24 protein-coding genes are annotated in these 16,000 nt (G+C 45.6%); 19 read left to right on the plus strand and 5 right to left on the minus strand.

Features of this window, described 5'->3' with window-relative positions; translation table 11 throughout:
• Positions 1–39: 39 nt before the first annotated feature.
• A complete protein-coding gene (locus ACP26N_RS04690; RefSeq protein WP_012369780.1) occupies positions 40–219 on the minus strand; it encodes a DUF2759 domain-containing protein in 180 nt (59 codons plus the stop codon).
• Positions 220–385: 166 nt separating this feature from the next.
• On the opposite strand from ACP26N_RS04690, the gene ACP26N_RS04695 reads away from it, so the two are divergent.
• Positions 386–1,003 carry an MBL fold metallo-hydrolase gene (locus tag ACP26N_RS04695; RefSeq protein ID WP_131503152.1) on the plus strand — a complete coding sequence of 206 codons (618 nt, stop codon included), beginning with the start codon at positions 386–388 and terminating at the stop codon, positions 1,001–1,003.
• Positions 1,004–1,056: 53 nt separating this feature from the next.
• On the opposite strand, the gene ACP26N_RS04700 is transcribed toward ACP26N_RS04695, so the two are convergent.
• Complete coding sequence (locus tag ACP26N_RS04700) at positions 1,057–1,320, minus strand: DUF2626 family protein (RefSeq protein WP_012369782.1); 264 nt, start codon at positions 1,318–1,320, stop codon at positions 1,057–1,059.
• Positions 1,321–1,545: 225 nt separating this feature from the next.
• Here ACP26N_RS04700 and ACP26N_RS04705 point away from each other — a divergent pair, with 225 nt between their 5' ends.
• From ACP26N_RS04705 to gcvPB, 13 genes are all read left to right on the plus strand, one after another.
• Positions 1,546–1,932 (plus strand): Spx/MgsR family RNA polymerase-binding regulatory protein, encoded by a 387-nt coding sequence (locus tag ACP26N_RS04705; RefSeq protein WP_131503151.1) that lies wholly within the window; start codon positions 1,546–1,548, stop codon positions 1,930–1,932.
• A gap of 59 nt (positions 1,933–1,991) precedes the next feature.
• The gene (locus ACP26N_RS04710; protein WP_131503150.1) at positions 1,992–2,834 is read left to right on the plus strand and encodes an ATPase, T2SS/T4P/T4SS family; all 843 of its coding nucleotides are present in this window, start codon (positions 1,992–1,994) and stop codon (positions 2,832–2,834) included.
• Between the two features lie 29 nt (positions 2,835–2,863).
• A complete protein-coding gene (locus ACP26N_RS04715; RefSeq protein ID WP_426355387.1) occupies positions 2,864–3,790 on the plus strand; it encodes a type II secretion system F family protein in 927 nt (308 codons plus the stop codon).
• A 20-nt stretch (positions 3,791–3,810) separates the two neighbouring features.
• On the plus strand, positions 3,811–4,128 hold the full coding sequence (locus tag ACP26N_RS04720; protein ID WP_131503148.1) for a competence type IV pilus major pilin ComGC: 318 nt from the start codon (positions 3,811–3,813) through the stop codon (positions 4,126–4,128).
• Complete coding sequence (locus ACP26N_RS04725; RefSeq protein ID WP_131503147.1) at positions 4,091–4,558, plus strand: prepilin-type N-terminal cleavage/methylation domain-containing protein; 468 nt, start codon at positions 4,091–4,093, stop codon at positions 4,556–4,558. The genes ACP26N_RS04720 and ACP26N_RS04725 overlap by 38 nt, the downstream gene beginning before the upstream one ends.
• A 5-nt stretch (positions 4,559–4,563) precedes the next feature.
• A complete protein-coding gene (locus ACP26N_RS04730) occupies positions 4,564–4,875 on the plus strand; it encodes a PulJ/GspJ family protein (protein WP_131503146.1) in 312 nt (103 codons plus the stop codon).
• Positions 4,868–5,218: a hypothetical protein gene (locus tag ACP26N_RS04735; protein ID WP_426354894.1), complete on the plus strand. Its 351-nt coding sequence runs from the start codon at positions 4,868–4,870 to the stop codon at positions 5,216–5,218. The genes ACP26N_RS04730 and ACP26N_RS04735 overlap by 8 nt, the downstream gene beginning before the upstream one ends.
• A gap of 59 nt (positions 5,219–5,277) precedes the next feature.
• A complete protein-coding gene (locus ACP26N_RS04740; protein WP_251138681.1) occupies positions 5,278–5,487 on the plus strand; it encodes a hypothetical protein in 210 nt (69 codons plus the stop codon).
• Positions 5,480–5,962 (plus strand): shikimate kinase, encoded by a 483-nt coding sequence (locus ACP26N_RS04745; protein ID WP_426354896.1) that lies wholly within the window; start codon positions 5,480–5,482, stop codon positions 5,960–5,962. Before ACP26N_RS04740 ends, ACP26N_RS04745 begins: the two co-directional genes overlap by 8 nt.
• Entirely contained in the window at positions 5,959–6,273 is a 315-nt protein-coding gene (locus ACP26N_RS04750) for a hypothetical protein (protein WP_114596360.1), read from the plus strand. The genes ACP26N_RS04745 and ACP26N_RS04750 overlap by 4 nt, the downstream gene beginning before the upstream one ends.
• Positions 6,274–6,455: 182 nt before the next feature.
• Entirely contained in the window at positions 6,456–7,538 is a 1,083-nt protein-coding gene (gcvT, locus tag ACP26N_RS04755) for a glycine cleavage system aminomethyltransferase GcvT (RefSeq protein WP_214854020.1), read from the plus strand.
• A gap of 14 nt (positions 7,539–7,552) precedes the next feature.
• Positions 7,553–8,899 carry an aminomethyl-transferring glycine dehydrogenase subunit GcvPA gene (gene gcvPA / locus ACP26N_RS04760; RefSeq protein WP_131503142.1) on the plus strand — a complete coding sequence of 449 codons (1,347 nt, stop codon included), beginning with the start codon at positions 7,553–7,555 and terminating at the stop codon, positions 8,897–8,899.
• Complete coding sequence (gcvPB, locus tag ACP26N_RS04765) at positions 8,892–10,370, plus strand: aminomethyl-transferring glycine dehydrogenase subunit GcvPB (protein WP_131503141.1); 1,479 nt, start codon at positions 8,892–8,894, stop codon at positions 10,368–10,370. Before gcvPA ends, gcvPB begins: the two co-directional genes overlap by 8 nt.
• 59 nt (positions 10,371–10,429) lie before the next feature.
• Here gcvPB and ACP26N_RS04770 read toward each other — a convergent pair whose 3' ends face one another.
• Positions 10,430–10,810 (minus strand): rhodanese-like domain-containing protein, encoded by a 381-nt coding sequence (locus ACP26N_RS04770; protein WP_114596356.1) that lies wholly within the window; start codon positions 10,808–10,810, stop codon positions 10,430–10,432.
• A 139-nt stretch (positions 10,811–10,949) separates the two neighbouring features.
• Here ACP26N_RS04770 and ACP26N_RS04775 point away from each other — a divergent pair, with 139 nt between their 5' ends.
• The 3 genes from ACP26N_RS04775 (at position 10,950) to hpt (ending at position 12,900) form a co-directional block, all read left to right on the plus strand.
• Positions 10,950–11,780: a lipoate--protein ligase family protein gene (locus tag ACP26N_RS04775; RefSeq protein WP_131503140.1), complete on the plus strand. Its 831-nt coding sequence runs from the start codon at positions 10,950–10,952 to the stop codon at positions 11,778–11,780.
• 24 nt (positions 11,781–11,804) lie between these two features.
• Positions 11,805–12,227 (plus strand): transcriptional regulator MntR, encoded by a 423-nt coding sequence (mntR, locus tag ACP26N_RS04780; RefSeq protein ID WP_034770295.1) that lies wholly within the window; start codon positions 11,805–11,807, stop codon positions 12,225–12,227.
• Positions 12,228–12,372: 145 nt separating this feature from the next.
• Positions 12,373–12,900 (plus strand): hypoxanthine phosphoribosyltransferase, encoded by a 528-nt coding sequence (hpt, locus tag ACP26N_RS04785; RefSeq protein WP_426355389.1) that lies wholly within the window; start codon positions 12,373–12,375, stop codon positions 12,898–12,900.
• Between the two features lie 52 nt (positions 12,901–12,952).
• Here hpt and ACP26N_RS04790 read toward each other — a convergent pair whose 3' ends face one another.
• Both ACP26N_RS04790 and ACP26N_RS04795 read right to left on the minus strand, forming a co-directional pair.
• A complete protein-coding gene (locus ACP26N_RS04790; RefSeq protein WP_114596354.1) occupies positions 12,953–13,354 on the minus strand; it encodes an SA1362 family protein in 402 nt (133 codons plus the stop codon).
• A gap of 20 nt (positions 13,355–13,374) precedes the next feature.
• Complete coding sequence (locus ACP26N_RS04795; protein WP_131973183.1) at positions 13,375–14,307, minus strand: DUF1385 domain-containing protein; 933 nt, start codon at positions 14,305–14,307, stop codon at positions 13,375–13,377.
• 157 nt (positions 14,308–14,464) lie between these two features.
• Between ACP26N_RS04795 and aroQ the strand changes: the two genes are divergently transcribed.
• Together aroQ and ACP26N_RS04805 are read left to right on the plus strand one after the other, a co-directional pair.
• Entirely contained in the window at positions 14,465–14,887 is a 423-nt protein-coding gene (gene aroQ / locus ACP26N_RS04800) for a type II 3-dehydroquinate dehydratase (protein WP_131503138.1), read from the plus strand.
• 18 nt (positions 14,888–14,905) lie between these two features.
• Entirely contained in the window at positions 14,906–15,970 is a 1,065-nt protein-coding gene (locus tag ACP26N_RS04805; protein ID WP_131973182.1) for a M24 family metallopeptidase, read from the plus strand.
• Positions 15,971–16,000 lie beyond the last annotated feature (30 nt).

Here is a 16,000-nt window from a genome sequence, read left to right on the forward strand (position 1 = left end):
TCCGTTGTGGAAAGCTGACCTTTTTTTTGTAAAACATGATTATGACGGAATTCCGCCGAAAATCAATGTCGCAATACCAAACCAACCGAATAAGATTACAGTCAGTCCAGCAAATACGAGTGGAAACATTTGACGTTTCTTGAGTGAACGCAAGACGGCCCAAACACCGACGAGTGCAACGATAAAGAAAAGCCAACCGATTGGTTGATCCAAATGCATGACGTACTCCCCCTTAAAAAATCACGTTATGAAGTTCACGAAGATTTCACTTAAATCTCACTTTTTAGTTTAGCCGACTGAGCGAATAAAGTCGAGAGGGCGGGCGACGAACTTTCGACAATTTCGTGTATAGTAGAGAAGAATATCAACAAAGGAGTTTGATGAGATGGAAATCGTAAGTATTACTTCAGGTATGGCTTCGGAAAACGGCTATCTTCTTTTTAAAGACGGGAAATGTCTCGTCATTGATCCGGGAACCGAAGATATACGTTTTTTTGACGAAATTGAAAAGCGCGGAGCAAAGGTCGAAGCAATCCTTTTGACGCATGCTCATTTTGATCATATTGGTGGTGTGGATATGTTGCGACGTTTTACGTCTGCACCTGCCTATATTCATCCAAAGGAAATGAAATGGTTATCGAATCCGAACCTCAACGGGTCCATCAAGTTCAATATGCCGCCTTTAAAAGTGAAACCGGCCGAACAGTTACTGGCAAGCGGTCTGTTGGAAATTGGACCATTCCAGTTTCATGTCATGGAAACACCGGGGCATTCACCGGGCAGTGTCACGTTTTATTTTAAAAAAGAGCAGGTCGCCTTTGCAGGTGATTTGATTTTCAAGCGCAGTGTCGGTCGAACCGATCTCGAAGGCGGCGATCAAGAAGTACTGACGCGGTCCGTCGATCGTGTCATTGCAGAGATTCCACACGATACGATGTTTTATCCGGGGCACGGACCGGAAACGACGTTACGGCAGGAAATCAAACACAATCCATTTTTTTAAGGAAATATAAAAAAAGCCCCTCGTCTTCATTCGAAGGCGAGGGGCTTTTTTGTTCACATTTGGAAATTGGACCAATACGTGAAGACGATAAAGAATACTGTTAAGTACGCTGCAAAAATGTAGACATACGTTTTTTCAGTTAGGCGAAGATAGCCTAATGCTGCAAAGAATACTGTTTGTGCCAAGAAGACGAAGCCCATAACTAAAAATGAATCCGTATGTTCACTTGAGCTAGCATCTCCACCTAGAGCGCCGATAAATGCCATGACTGCAATAATTCCAGTCCAAAATCCGAGTACGCGGTACATTCTCCCCATTCATATAACCCCCTAAATCCGACAGATAGTCAATATACGTACTTATTTTACCAAGCAAACAATCATCCGTCCATCATGTTCTAGTGTTTGTTAAGGAATAACTGTGAACAAAAGATGAAGTTTGAAAAAAACTTGTACAATAGTTGTACAAAAGGTGTACAAAACGAAAAAGGCATGGTATAGTTTCTGTAATGAGAAGCGTAGATTTTGAGAGGAGGAGCAATAATGGCGAATGAGTTGATATTTTTCACATATCCAAGCTGTACATCTTGTCGTAAAACGAAATCATGGTTAAAAGAGGAACATGTTGATGTAGAGGAACGTCATCTGTTCAGAAATGCTCCAACCGTAGATGAATTGATGGAATTACTAAAACTTTCAACGGATGGAATCGAAAGTTTACTGGCAACACGCAGTCAGGCTTTTAAAGATTTAGGGATCAATGTTGATGACATGAAACTAAGCGAACTACTTCGTTTGATGAGTGACAATCCTAAATTATTGCGTCGCCCAATCATTACTGACGGGAAACAACTTGTAATCGGGTATGATAAACCAGGACTCGAAACACTTGCGAAACGTAAGAACCGAATTATTGCTCAAGTATCTTAAAGAAGCCGATTTGTTTCGGCTTCTTTTTTTTTGTATTTTTTGAATAAGGAGGTGTTGGATTGAGAAAAGAGATCAGTCGATTGATTCATCAATTTGAAGCAGTCGGTGCGACCGATGTCCACTTTATTCCGGGTGACCGGTCGGCCCAAGTCATTTGTCGGGCGAATGGAGGGTTGGAAGAACAATCCTCGGTATCAATTGAACAGTATCGGACGATTGTCAGTCACATTCGTTATGAAGCCAACTTAAAGGAGCAAAATGAACGAATCCCTCAAAGTGGCCTCTATCCTCTTGAAGAGAGCGGAATGCGTGTCTCCATCTTACCGAGTCGATATGGTGATGCCATGTCCTGGCGTTTTTACCGTGCGGTTGTTTCGGATGAGGTTGCGGCAAGTTTGCTTGATCCCGAACAGGATTTGATCTGGTTAAAACAGCAAACACATGGATGCATCATCATTTCTGGAACGACAGGCGCAGGAAAGACAACGATGTTGTACTCGTTAATGGCCTCAATGGACGGGAAAAGGATCATCTCGGTCGAGGATCCAATCGAATGTAGCGTACCGGGGATTTTACAACTGGAGTTAAATGCAAAGGCTGGTTTTGACGCAACCCGGTGTTTTGAAGAAATTCTCCGGGCCGATCCAGACTGGATTGCTTTCGGCGAAGTGAGAACAGCTGAGGCAGCACGGTTGACGATCAATGCGGCACTGAGCGGTCATGTCGTTTTGTTTACCTTGCATGCAGGATCGATTGAAGAGGCCTTGTTGCGATTAAGAACGTTAGGAGTAACAAATGAAGAATTGTCCGTCTGTAAAAAAATCATCCACTTGTACCGGGAGGAGGGAGACGTTCGCTGTACCGTCGAAAACTTACAAGCGCTAGTAAATGTCGGTTCTTAAATCGATTTCATCGTCTCTTATCTAAAGGAATCTCGACAAAAGAGGCACTGGATATATTGGTCCGTTTTGAAGATCCGTTGCTCATTCCGGTGATTCATGAGATTCAAGTCCGACTGCAACAAGGCAATCGACTCTCCTTTTCCCTTGAACCGTTAAAACTGCCGACAGCTTTACAACAATTACTTACAGTAGGAGATCAGACGGAACGTCCGCTGATGATTTTACGACAAGTCATTCGGTTACTGGAGCTTGAAAGTCAGATGAAAAAGAAATTTTGGAAGATGGCCCGTTATCCGATTGTCTTGGCAGCCAGTCTGTTGCTACTGTTCATGTTTTATGCTCTTTATGTGTTTCCTTCCTTATTGGAGATGGCGAATCCGGCTACCTTACCTCCATTCGTTCGTCCCCTCCTTCATTCTTCAGCAAAATATGTCATGGCGTTTGCTCCTGTCACGACGGTGATCGGACTTGTTCTCCTGATTCGGCATATTCCGATGAAGCGTTTGCTTCGTATGAAGATGATTCAAAAAATGCTGCGTTTGTATTACAGCTACTTGTTTACAATCGAGGTCGGTTCTTTTATCGATGCCGGATTTTCATTAGAAGAAGCTTTTCATGCTTTGGAACAAGGGCAAACCGGAAAAAAGAAACAGATGTATCAGGTGCTGCACCACCGCCAAAAAAGTGGTCAACCGTTATCGGAGGCAATGCAGGATGAAAATATCATTGATGTCGAAACTGTCGGATTGGTTCATATTGCGCGGGAAAGTGGTGATTTAGGTCCTTTATTACTGGAGCAAGCGGCATTATTGCATGAATCAATTGAGGAAGAAGTCGAAAAGAAACTGTTATTGATTGAACCGGCATTGTACGGAGGATTAACCGTTATGACAGGAACACTGTTTTTAATCCTCTACTATCCGATTCAACTCGCTATTCAGCAACTTCCATTTTAAAGAGATGAGGAGTCAATCAAATGAAACGTTTTATTCAAAATCAACGAGGATTCACTTTACTTGAAATGGCAGCCGTCCTGCTGATCATTTCCTTACTTTTACTCGTTTTGATTCCGACCATGACGAGCGGGAAAGACCAGGCGAAAGGAGTCAGTTGCGAAGCAAACATCCGTGTCATCCGCTCCGAGGTAAATCTTTATTATGCGAAAGAAAAAACGTATCCGGAATCACTGCAAACCATCAATCGGGGGACAGCGGAAAAACCAAACGAACTTGCTTGCGATCAGGAGACCTATACGTATGATGCGAAGACTGGAGAACTTACGAAAGTTAAATGACGGATTTACGTTAATTGAAATGACCGTTGTACTGGTGATGATCGGATGTCTTTTGATATTTTTATTACCAACCGTCATCGATCGAAGACCGGCCCTGTATACGCTGGAACAAGACATTGGAATCCTCAAACAGGATGTTCAGACCCTACGATTGATTCAATATTCTAAAACGGGTGACCAAAATCAGATGCAGCTCCGCTGGAAAAATGACGGCAAAGGATATTTCATCATGGCGAACGATCGCCTGTTATGGCAACGGACATTTCAACCGGGTCACGCCTGTATCGTTCCTTCGAACGGACGGATCATTTACTTTAAAAGTTATCATTCGACGTATGCGTCGACCTGGGTGTGTCAATCGACGACACAAGCGTTTGAAATCAAATTTTTACTCGGCAATTATCAAATGGTGATTCAAAAAACGAGGTAAATACCGTGGGGAATAAAAACATTCAGCAACAGGGATTCACGCTTCTGGAAGTCGTTTTATCGATGGTTGCCATCGCTTGTTTCCTGATGCTCGCAATCGATCCTCTGTTGTCTTTTCAAAAGCAAAAAAATCAATTGATGGTCGAAACACGCCGTCTCGATCAAATGGCGTCTGATCAAATCGCAGAAAGAAGAACAGGCTACGACATTACAGAAGGGATGTGGTGTAGTGAAGAGGTCTGTTTGGCGAGCTCAATCCGGAACGACACTCCTCGAAATTTCATTGGTCCTTTGGCTGAGCCCGCTGCTGTTGATTAGTCTGATTGCGATGACACAAATCGTCAGTACCGTGCATCACGAGCAACCGATGGAAGAAGAATTATTTTTTCATACGATTGAGCGACTGATGTGGCGGAGTATTTCGTGTGAAAAAAATGGTGATGAAGTTCGCGGCGTAGACGTTGATCCGGAAGAGGATCCGGTCAAATGGCGGCTCGTCCGTGTACAAAATCAAATCCGATTAAAAAAAGAATTTGGAGGCGAACTGACGTATGCCCACGATGTAACGCATTACCAAGTCCGCCAGGAAGGACAGACGCTCATTTTCGAACTCAATCAGCGTCAACGAACCGTTCAGTGCAAGAAGGCGGCTTCATCCTGATCCAAACCCTGTTGTTGCTGCTTGGAATAGGCGTGGCCATCCTGCTAGGGTGTCATCAGATGGATGAAGCGGTGAAACAGGTTCAGTTGGAGAAAGAAGCGCTACAACTCGAGTCGCTCGTGCGAGCCGCAACAAAGGACTGTCGTCAAGATGAAACCGTCCAGTATCCGATTGGTCAAGTTATCTGTACACGGACAGATAAAGGCTTTAAAATGGAAGCGATACTAGATAATGGACAGAGAATCGAGGCGGTTGTTTCGAATGGATAAGGTTTATTTGATTGGTTTTATGGGAACTGGTAAAACAGCGATTGGACGTAATCTTCAAGTGCATTATCATGTCGAAGAACTGGATGAGCGCTTTGTCCAGGAGTATGGTTCGATTACGGAGTTCTTCGCAAAACACGGTGAAACAGGATTCCGGGATCGGGAAGTCGAATTGTTCCGAAGTAGTGAAGCGGAAATTGTCGTCACGGGAGGCGGAATCATCGAACGTTTGGAAAACCGGACGTTCATGAAAGAAACCGGAATCGTCATCTGGATTGATACGCCGTTCCATTTGGTCTGGAATCGAATCAGGACAGACCCATCCCGTCCGCTTGTCAAATCTCGGATGACAGTCGAAAAGTTATTTCGGAGACGTCGACCCATCTATGCGCGGTTGGCAGATATCCGCTTAGATGGTAAGAAGTCTGTCCGGGAACTGGCAAAAGAAATCGAAACGATATTGGAGGAGAACGTATGATTTGGATCAATCTCGGAATTATCGTCTTAGCAATCATCGGTTTGGTGATTTATGGGCTAAGCCTATACAAAAAGAAGATTTCAAAAGATGTGACAGTGATCAAGCAACTACTGGAACGTTTTTCCATTCGTCAACAAACGTTGCAGACGAATATTGATCATACGACGAGCCGGATCAATCAAATCAAAGGAAACGTCGATCATTTGGTCGCGGAGGGGAAACGAGTGGAGCAAGGAGGACGTCAACTCATTGCTGAAGGACAACGTCTTAAAACAGAGGTTGAACATACTGCAGGGCTTAAACCATTTTGAAATGGCTTTCATCGGCTGAATATGAAACAATAGGAGAGAAGGGACTTTGTCCTTTCTCTCTTTCCTTTTGTTCAATTTCCGAATAAACCTAGAATAAAAGATTTTAAATTGGTAGAATGTAATTGAAAGTTGAACAATAAAGAGAAAAGGAACTAAAAATGTTCGTAATTAGGGGGAAAAGTATGAGTCAGACGACATTGAAGAGAACGCCATTGTTCGACATCATTGCACCAACGGGGAAAATGGTCGATTTTGCAGGGTTTGAAATGCCAGTTCTGTTTTCATCCATCAAGGAAGAGCATACAGCGGTGCGGGAACGTGTCGGAATGTTTGATGTATCCCATATGGGCGAGTTGTTTGTTTCCGGATCAGATGCGTTAGCATTTCTTCAACAGACGTTGTCCAATGACATCTCGAAGATTGCGATCGGGCAGGCGCAATACAATGTTTTGTGCCAGGAAAATGGTGGGACAGTAGACGATCTATTGGTTTATCGTTTAACAGAACAGGACTATCTGCTTGTCGTCAATGCATCCAACATTGAAAAAGATGAAGCGCACTTACGTCAGTATTTAAAAGGGGACGTGTTGCTTGAAAATCAATCGGATGCCTATGGGCAAATTGCCGTTCAAGGTCCAAAAGCGGTTGAAGTGTTGCAGGGACTGACGACGCTCAATCTCGAAGACATCAAATTTTTCCGTTTTGCGCAAGGAGAGTTGGCCGGAGTCGATATGCTGGTATCACGCAGCGGGTATACAGGAGAAGACGGGTTCGAACTGTACATGCCGTCTGCAGACGCCTCGACAGTCTGGAAAGTGTTATTAGAAGCGGGTGTCGTACCGTGTGGGCTGGGTGCCCGGGATACGTTACGATTTGAAGCATGTTTGCCTTTATACGGCCACGAGTTATCGGCGACGATTTCACCGATTGAAGCAGGAATGGGGTTTGCCGTCAAACCACAAGTGAAGTCGTTTGTCGGATCGGAAGCTTTGTTGAAACAGAAAGAAGACAGTCCGCGCCGCCGATTAATCGGTCTTGAACTTCTTGATAAGGGGATTGCTCGTCAAGACGCTTCGGTTCTAGTGAACGGAGAACCCGTCGGATTCGTTACGACCGGTACATTACCACCGACAATCGGTAAAGCCATTGCGTTAGCACTTGTACCTACGGAATATGCGACTGAGGAAACGTTCGAAGTCGAAGTACGCGGAAAAAAACTGGCGGCAAAACGAATCGACACACCATTCTATCGCCGGAGCAAATAAGGGGGACATAAAAGATGGATTTTCGTTATTTACCGATGACACAAGAAGATGAAAAAGAAATGTTACAGACGATTGGTGCGGACTCGATTGAAGACTTGCTTGCCGATATCCCGGCGAGTGTACGCGATCAAGGAACTTTGGAAGAAGTGGGCATTCCCTTACCGGAAACCGATTTGATTCGAACGCTCTCAAAACTTGCTGATCAAAACATGAACACGAAGCAGTATCCGTCTTTCCTTGGTGCTGGTATCTATGACCACTATGCACCTGCTGTCGTGAACCATATGTTACTCCGCTCTGAGTTCTACACGGCCTATACGCCGTATCAACCTGAAATTTCACAAGGGGAGCTGCAGGCGATTTTTGAATACCAAACGATGATTTGTGAATTGACGGGAATGGATGTCGCCAACTCTTCGATGTACGACGGGATTACAGCACTGGCTGAAGCGGCAATGCTTGCCTGTGCCCATAAGAAAAAGAAGACAATCGTTCTTTCAGATGGTGTGCATCCGGAAGCACACGATGTCGTGCGGACCTACGCAAACGGTCCCGGACTTGAAGTACAGACATTACCGCTCGTGAATGGTGAAACGGCGATCGCGAACCTGGATGCACTCGATGATGTCGCGTGTGTCATCGTGCAATATCCGAACTTCTATGGACGTGTCGAAGATTTACAAGCATTAGCAGACGCGACGCATGCAAAAGGCGGGTTATTCATCGTCTCGGCCAACCCACTTGCACTCGGCTTATTAGAAGCACCGGGTAAGCTTGGGGCGGATATTACAATTGGGGATTGCCAACCGTTCGGAATTCCACAGAGCTTTGGTGGACCGACATGCGGGTATTTCACGACGACAAAAGCGTTAATGCGAAAAATCCCTGGACGTCTTGTCGGTCAGACGGTCGACGAAGACGGAAAACGTGGTTTCGTCCTGACATTACAAGCGCGTGAACAACACATTCGCCGCGATAAAGCGACTTCGAATATCTGTTCGAACCAGGCACTGAATGCTTTAGCGGCCTCCATCGCGATGAGCGCACTAGGAAAGCGCGGGATTCGTGAACTGGCAACCCGCAACCTTCAGACGGCCTACGCCTTGAAAAAATCATTGATTCAAGCAGGTTTCCACATCGTGGACGACGGTCCGAGCTTCAATGAATTTGTGGTTGAATTGCCAATCGATGCGACAGAAGCCGGCAAACAGTTGTTGCAAGCCGGAATCATCGGTGGTCTGCCACTTGGTACGTTTGACGACAGTCGGAACAAACAAATGCTTGTTTGTGCGACGGAATTACGGACGAAAGAAGAATTGGATCAATTCGTGACTGCGTTAGGAGGACTGACTCATGCATAAAACTAGTGAACAGACATTGATTTTTGAAATCTCAAAAGCTGGTCGTGTCGCCTACAGTTTACCGCTTCCGACGGTCGACGAAGTAGCGGCGGAAGATTTATTGCCTGCGCATTTGCTACGCCAAGAGGACGTGGAGTTGCCGGAAGTATCTGAACTGGATCTTGTCCGTCATTATACCGCCCTTTCGAACCGAAATCACGGGGTCGATTCCGGTTTCTATCCGCTTGGTTCATGTACGATGAAATACAATCCGAAAATCAATGAAGATATGGCACGTCTCCCGGGATTCGCTCATATCCATCCATTGCAACCGGTTGAGAGCGTACAAGGTGCTCTTGAACTGATGTACGACTTACAAGAGAAACTGGCAGTCATTACCGGTATGGATGAAGTGACGTTGCAACCGGCAGCAGGAGCCCACGGTGAGTGGACAGGACTGATGTTGATCAAAGCATACCATCATGCGCGGGGAGATTTTAAACGGACGAAAGTTCTCGTTCCGGACTCAGCTCACGGAACGAATCCGGCATCGGCTTCTGTTGCTGGTTTTGATACGGTGACGGTCTTATCTGACGAGCGCGGATTAGTCGATTTAGCTGATTTAAAGAGTAAAGTCGGAGAAGATACGGCAGCGTTGATGCTGACGAATCCGAATACACTCGGCCTGTTCGAATCGGATATCGTCGAGATTGCGAAAGCTGTCCACGAAGCCGGCGGAAAACTGTATTACGATGGTGCGAACTCTAACGCGATCATGGGAATTGCGCGTCCCGGGGACATGGGCTTTGATGTTGTCCACTTGAATCTCCACAAGACGTTTACAGGTCCTCACGGCGGCGGTGGTCCTGGTTCAGGTCCGGTCGGTGTCAAACATGACTTGATTCCATATCTGCCAAAACCGATCGTGGCGAAAACGGCAGATGGTTTTGTACTCGATTACGACCGTCCGGAATCAATCGGCCGCGTCAAACCGTTTTATGGAAACTTCGGAATCAACGTCCGGGCCTACAGTTATATCCGGACGATGGGAGGCGCAGGGCTTGCCCGCGTTTCGAAAGAAGCCGTCTTGAATGCCAATTACATGTTGGCACGTCTGAAGGGTGCATATGATGCTCCTTATGATGTCTATTGCAAACACGAATTTGTTCTGTCGGGACGTCGTCAAAAAGCACTGGGTGTCCGGACGCTCGATATCGCCAAACGCCTGCTTGACTTCGGATATCACCCGCCAACGATTTACTTCCCGTTGAATGTCGAAGAATGTATCATGATCGAACCGACGGAAACAGAATCGAAGGAGACGCTTGATGCATTTTGCGATGCGATGCTCCAAATTGCGAAAGAAGTCGAAGAGACGCCGGACGTCGTCTTGAACGCACCGCATACGACGGTCGTCAAACGTATGGACGAGACATTAGCAGCACGTAAGCCGATTTTACGTTACCAGCCGAAACAGGAAGTTCACGTCTAAATAAAAAACCATCCCGCGTCTTAATTGACAGGGATGGTTTTGTTATGAAGTAAAAGGAATCAGCTGCGTTTGACTTTTCCGGTCCATTGCTTGAATCCGCCTTTAAGTTGATACAAGTTCGTATAACCGGCTTTTTTCAAGACTTTGGCCGCTTGCGATGAACGCATGTTGCCTTGGCAATACAAATAAATCGGCATATCCTTACGTAATTCTTTCGAACGCATTTTCATCTGACTGACCGGTATGTTACGCGCTCCGATGATGTGACCGCCTTTAAATTCCTGTGTCTCGCGGACGTCTACGATTTGTGCTTTCCGGTAGTTTGCCCGGAATTCCTCTTGTGAGAGCTTCGTGATTCCTTTGACCGGCATGAAGCGCCAGACGATATAAGCAATCAAGGCTACCCATAAGACGATCGTGATGATTGTACTGATTTCCATATCTAAGTTCCAACCCCTTCGTTCATATAACATCTTTACCATTATAGTAAACGAAATCGATTTCGGCAATCGACTCGTCGTTGCGCAGGATAGAAAGGGTCTGATACACTAATACGGAAACGTTTCTGGGGGTGTTCACTTGATCAGAGAGTGGCAAGTATTGACGACGGAAAGAATGGAACCGGCATTGAACATGGCGATTGACGAAGCCTTAATCGGTTTTGTCGGCCGAGGCGAAGTCGCACCGACGCTTCGTTTTTATTCGTGGGAACCAAGGGGATTAAGTGTCGGTCATTTTCAACGGGCGACAAAAGATATTGATCGCAAACGGATCGAAGCACTGGGTATTCCAATCGTTCGCCGGATGACCGGGGGACGAGCTGTCTTACACGCCGACGAATTGACATACAGTGTGATTCTTCCTGAACAGATGGAAGGCGTCCCGAAAACCGTCATTGAAAGTTACCGGATGCTGACAGAAGGAATCCGTAAAGGGTATCATCATTTAGGGATTCCTGTTGAATTTTCGGTTCCGATGACAGAAGAAGAAAAAGACGAATTGCGAAAACCGAAGTCTGCTGTCTGTTTTGATGCCGCATCGTATTATGAACTGGCAGTCGGAAAACGGAAAGTGGCCGGAAGTGCGCAAGTCCGTCATCAAGGCGTCGTGTTGCAACACGGTTCTGTGCCGCTGTCTGTCGATGAAGGGGAATTGTTTGACTGTTTTATGTACGAAGATGAAACGATGCGTGAACGGATGAAAGCACGTTTTGCCGGAAAAGCGGTTGCCTTGAATGAGCTTGCTGGACGTTCTGTCTCATTCGAAGAAGTTCGTCTTGCTTTTGTAAAGGGATTTGAAGATGCACTTCAATTGACCTTCACCCCGCTAGAGTTCACAACGCATCAATGGCAGGAAATTGAGCGGTTGGCAGAGAAGTACCGTAGTGAAGAATGGAACTGGAAGCGCTAAAGAGATGGATTGGAAGGTGATGTCGTGCCGACTCCGAGCATGGAAGATTATTTAGAACAAATCTATATTTTGATTGAAGAAAAAGGATATGCCCGTGTATCCGATATTGCAGAACTGTTAGGTGTTCATCCGTCCTCTGTGACAAAGATGGTCCAGAAGTTGGACCGGGAAGAATATCTCGTGTATGAGAAATACCGTGGATTGATGTTAACGGCAAAAGGACGGAAAATCGGGAAGCGCCTTGTCGAACGTCATGCGTTGTTAGAAGATTTTCTGCGCCTCGTCGGAGTGGATGAATCTTTGATTTACAAAGATGTGGAAGGAATCGAGCATCATATCAGTATTGAAGCACTCGATAAAATCAACGGAATGATTCAGTTTTTTGCCGAACGTCCGGAATTACAAGCGGAATTTCAAAAACATCAGCAAGTACACCCAGAAGAATGAGTGTACTTGTTTTTTTGTCTCATTCTTCTTAAAAGACGAACGATTTTTAATTAAATGTCATTATAGTACGGTTAATGGGGAGGCGGATATGCTATACTGACCGTGAAATCATCGAAGGGGGTGACGGATGGATCTCCATCCGGTTATGGAAATCGTGATTAAAGAGAAGTTAGTATCGGAATCAGAACTTGCGTCAAAAGTAAAAGATCTTGCTGCTGAAATTGAACGTGACGCGGCAGGTCGACAAATTGTTTTAGTCGTCGTATTAAAAGGTTCAATGGTCTTTGCTGCCGATTTGATGCGCGAAATCAAAGGTAGTGTCCAAATCGATACAGTCGCCTGTTCTTCTTATGGCGCCAAAACGGTTTCGTCCGGACGCGTCCAGTTGAAAAAGGACTTGGATCTTGATGTCGAAGGGAAATACGTCGTCGTCGTCGAGGATATCATCGATACCGGGCATACCTTAAGTTTCTTGTGTGAACACATGAAGCTGCATAAACCGGGTGTCTTGAAAATTTGTACGTTACTCGACAAGCCGGCACGACGGGAAGTACCGCTCGATGCCGATTATGTCGGATTTGAGATTCCCGATTATTTTGTAGTCGGTTATGGTATTGATTGTGCCGAGGAATACCGGAACCTGCCGTACGTCGGTTGGGTCGAGACGGATTAAAAAAAACAGTAGCTGTGTAGCCTTATCGGCACACAGCTACTGTTGATTTTGTTTAAAAAGCACGTTTTTTCTTTTTACCCTTTTTTCCTTCAATGACAGTCAAGTGTGGTGCTTTTGACCGGTCACGAAGGGGACGCACTTTATTAGATGTGGCCGTTTTCGTCGTTTTGACCGGTTTCTTCTTAAAATCTGTCCGGCGGGGAGAGGGGTTGTTCTTGGCATGCATTTTTTTAGACTGCGCAACAGATTTTCGATATTGAGAGTTCGTTCCGCTGCTGACGCTATTTCGTGTTAAAAATTTAAACAGCAAGAAGATGATTCCAGCTGTAATCGCAAAAAACAGTAATTGTGAAAACAGACTACCGGGATCATTAGCAAGCTTATATCCAAAGCCGACGAACGCAAACAGTAACACGACAAGTGCGAATGTAGAGCCAATCCGTTGTCTAATCATATTATCACCCCTGTTATCAATTAACCAAGTGCATTCTCATGTAGGTTATGTTCCTGTTTTTCAAGTGCTTCAAACGCGTAAATCGCAACCTCGATTTGAGAATCATCCGGTTCTTTCGTCGTCAAGTACTGTAACCACAGGCCGGGTAAGGCGATGACGCGTAACCCTCTAATGTTTTGCGCTTTATTTGTTAATTGTAAAACTTCAAACGAAAGACCGATGACGACAGGCAACAAGGCAATCCGACAAACAAGACGTAACCATAATGGATCGGTCGGTACGATTAAATACACGAAAAATCCGACGATGACAGTGAAAATCAAGAAACTCGAACCACACCGGTAATGCAAACGGCTGCTTGTCCGGACATTTTCGACCGTCAATGTCTGGCCGCTCTCGACACAGTTGATGACTTTATGTTCCGCACCATGATATTGAAACAGTCGTTTGACGAGCGGGGTCAAGGAAATCAGATAGAGGTAACTGAACAGCAAGGTCAACTTGATCAAGGCTTCCAGTACGTTTTGAATCAAATGTCCTGATAACGCCGGGAAGTAGCTGAAAAGTGAGGCTAGAAACGCAGGTAATAACGTAAACATCAATTTTCCGAAAAAGAACGACAAAACACCGAGTACAGCGACGCCGAGCCATTTCGTCAACTGGCCTTGGGAAGCGTCTTCCGGCTCTTCTTCACCCGGATTGACACCGTAACGGTCACTGGCGAAGTTCATATGGCTTGCTCCGTTTGCTGAAGACTCGACTAAAGCGAACAATCCGCGGATCAAAGGGATTTTTTTACCGACGGCAATCCGTGGTCGACTTGGTTTTTTTTGTTCGAATGTTTCAATCGTATCGTCATTTCGGCGAATGGCTGAGACGGCATGTGTAGCATTTTGGAACATGACACCCTCGACGATGGCTTGTCCACCAACGGGCGCTTGAGCAGTTTTCATAGAGAAACGCATCCCATCTTCAAATAAAATATCGTGTACCGTCATTTTACTCGATTTATAGAAAAAACACTATGTTCAGCTGTCGATGCTAGTCGAAAATTTAGGAGACGGAAAACGACTTATGATACAATGACAGGGACAATCTGGAGGTGATGAAATGCGGATATTCGTCTTGAATGGACCGAACTTGAATTTGCTTGGGACACGGGAACCGGATACATATGGGACGCAAACTTTATCGGATTTGGAAGATCTGATAAAACACCGTTTTAAGGATATTGATTTTCAGTTCGCCCAATCGAACCACGAGGGGGAATTGGTCGATTATTTACATGGAGCGCGCGGATATGACGGAATCGTTTTGAATGCGGCAGCTTACACGCATACGAGTATTGCGTTGCGGGATGCGATTGCGGCAATCGGCGTACCGACGATTGAAGTTCATTTATCAAACGTTCATGCGCGCGAAGCATTTCGGCATCAGTCGATGCTTGCACCGGTTTGCCGAGGTGTCATCAGCGGTTTAGGGATGACGGGGTATCTGCTCGCAGTAGAAGCGTTGATCCAACCGTCTACATAATAAAAGGGGGAAACAGACATGAAACATCGTATCGAAGCACTCCAAACGGCTCTTAAAGAACGTGATTTACCAGGTCTTCTCGTCACGAAGGCGGAAAATATCCGGTATATTTCCGGATTTACCGGCTCGAGCGGTGCGTGTCTCGTGACGTCAGAACAAGCTTACTTCGTGACGGATTTCCGTTACACGGAACAAGCGGCTGATCAAGTAAAAGGAATGGAAATCGTTCAGATTGAACGGTCGATTCCGGAAACGATGGGTGAATTGATGGCGGGAGCCCGCGTGCGTGCAGTCGGTGTCGAAAAAGATGCGATGACACTTGGCTCATTCGAAGCATTCGATCAGGCATCAGCTGTGGAATTGGTTCCGACGACTGGAATCGTTGAAAACCTACGCTTGATTAAGGATTCATCAGAGATTAAGATGATTAAGGAAGCGGTGGATTTAGCAGATGCGACGTTCCACCACATCTTGACGTATATTCAAGCTGGTCGAACAGAACTTGAAGTCTCGAACGAACTTGAATTCTTTATGCGTAAACAAGGTGCGACGTCTTCGTCGTTCGATACGATTGTTGCGTCTGGTTATCGTTCTGCGTTACCGCATGGTGTTGCCAGTTCGAAAGTCATTCAGTCAGGTGAACTCGTGACGCTTGATTTTGGTGCGCTTCTGAACGGATACGTCTCGGACATCACGCGTACTGTTGCCATCGGACCAATCAGTCCGGAGTTACAGAAGATTTACGATACCGTCCTTCAAGCGCAACTCGCAGGCGTTGACGGATTACGTCCGGGAATCACTGGAATTGAAGCAGACGCTTTGACACGTGACATCATCAAGGATGCAGGATATGGGGAATATTTTGGTCATTCGACGGGTCATGGAATTGGGTTAGAAGTACATGAAGGACCAGGATTATCGTTCCGTTCTGAAACGAAACTGCAACCTGGTATGATTGTTACGGTTGAACCGGGAATTTACGTACCACAAGTCGGAGGATGTCGGATTGAAGATGACGTCTTGATCACCGAATCAGGGCGTGAAATTCTTTCGTCTTCACCAAAAGAACTTATTACACTGTAAAAATGGCAAGATCAACATTTAGGAGGAACT

This window comes from Exiguobacterium sp. R-39 (assembly GCF_049942815.1).
GTDB lineage: Bacteria > Bacillota > Bacilli > Exiguobacteriales > Exiguobacteriaceae > Exiguobacterium_A.

Bases quoted from the DNA above. Each gene is read 5' to 3' on its own strand.
- ACP26N_RS04690 (WP_012369780.1), bottom strand. From the start codon at position 219: ATGCATTTGGATCAACCAATCGGTTGGCTTTTCTTTATCGTTGCACTC.
- ACP26N_RS04695 (WP_131503152.1), top strand. From the start codon at position 386: ATGGAAATCGTAAGTATTACTTCAGGTATGGCTTCGGAAAACGGCTAT.
- ACP26N_RS04700 (WP_012369782.1), bottom strand. From the start codon at position 1,320: ATGGGGAGAATGTACCGCGTACTCGGATTTTGGACTGGAATTATTGCA.
- ACP26N_RS04705 (WP_131503151.1), top strand. From the start codon at position 1,546: ATGGCGAATGAGTTGATATTTTTCACATATCCAAGCTGTACATCTTGT.
- ACP26N_RS04720 (WP_131503148.1), top strand. From the start codon at position 3,811: ATGAAACGTTTTATTCAAAATCAACGAGGATTCACTTTACTTGAAATG.
- ACP26N_RS04725 (WP_131503147.1), top strand. From the start codon at position 4,091: ATGATGCGAAGACTGGAGAACTTACGAAAGTTAAATGACGGATTTACG.
- ACP26N_RS04740 (WP_251138681.1), top strand. From the start codon at position 5,278: ATGGATGAAGCGGTGAAACAGGTTCAGTTGGAGAAAGAAGCGCTACAA.
- ACP26N_RS04745 (WP_426354896.1), top strand. From the start codon at position 5,480: ATGGATAAGGTTTATTTGATTGGTTTTATGGGAACTGGTAAAACAGCG.
- ACP26N_RS04750 (WP_114596360.1), top strand. From the start codon at position 5,959: ATGATTTGGATCAATCTCGGAATTATCGTCTTAGCAATCATCGGTTTG.
- gcvT (WP_214854020.1), top strand. From the start codon at position 6,456: ATGAGTCAGACGACATTGAAGAGAACGCCATTGTTCGACATCATTGCA.
- gcvPA (WP_131503142.1), top strand. From the start codon at position 7,553: ATGGATTTTCGTTATTTACCGATGACACAAGAAGATGAAAAAGAAATG.
- gcvPB (WP_131503141.1), top strand. From the start codon at position 8,892: ATGCATAAAACTAGTGAACAGACATTGATTTTTGAAATCTCAAAAGCT.
- ACP26N_RS04770 (WP_114596356.1), bottom strand. From the start codon at position 10,810: ATGGAAATCAGTACAATCATCACGATCGTCTTATGGGTAGCCTTGATT.
- hpt (WP_426355389.1), top strand. From the start codon at position 12,373: ATGGAAATCGTGATTAAAGAGAAGTTAGTATCGGAATCAGAACTTGCG.
- ACP26N_RS04790 (WP_114596354.1), bottom strand. From the start codon at position 13,354: ATGATTAGACAACGGATTGGCTCTACATTCGCACTTGTCGTGTTACTG.
- ACP26N_RS04795 (WP_131973183.1), bottom strand. From the start codon at position 14,307: ATGAAAACTGCTCAAGCGCCCGTTGGTGGACAAGCCATCGTCGAGGGT.
- aroQ (WP_131503138.1), top strand. From the start codon at position 14,465: ATGCGGATATTCGTCTTGAATGGACCGAACTTGAATTTGCTTGGGACA.
- ACP26N_RS04805 (WP_131973182.1), top strand. From the start codon at position 14,906: ATGAAACATCGTATCGAAGCACTCCAAACGGCTCTTAAAGAACGTGAT.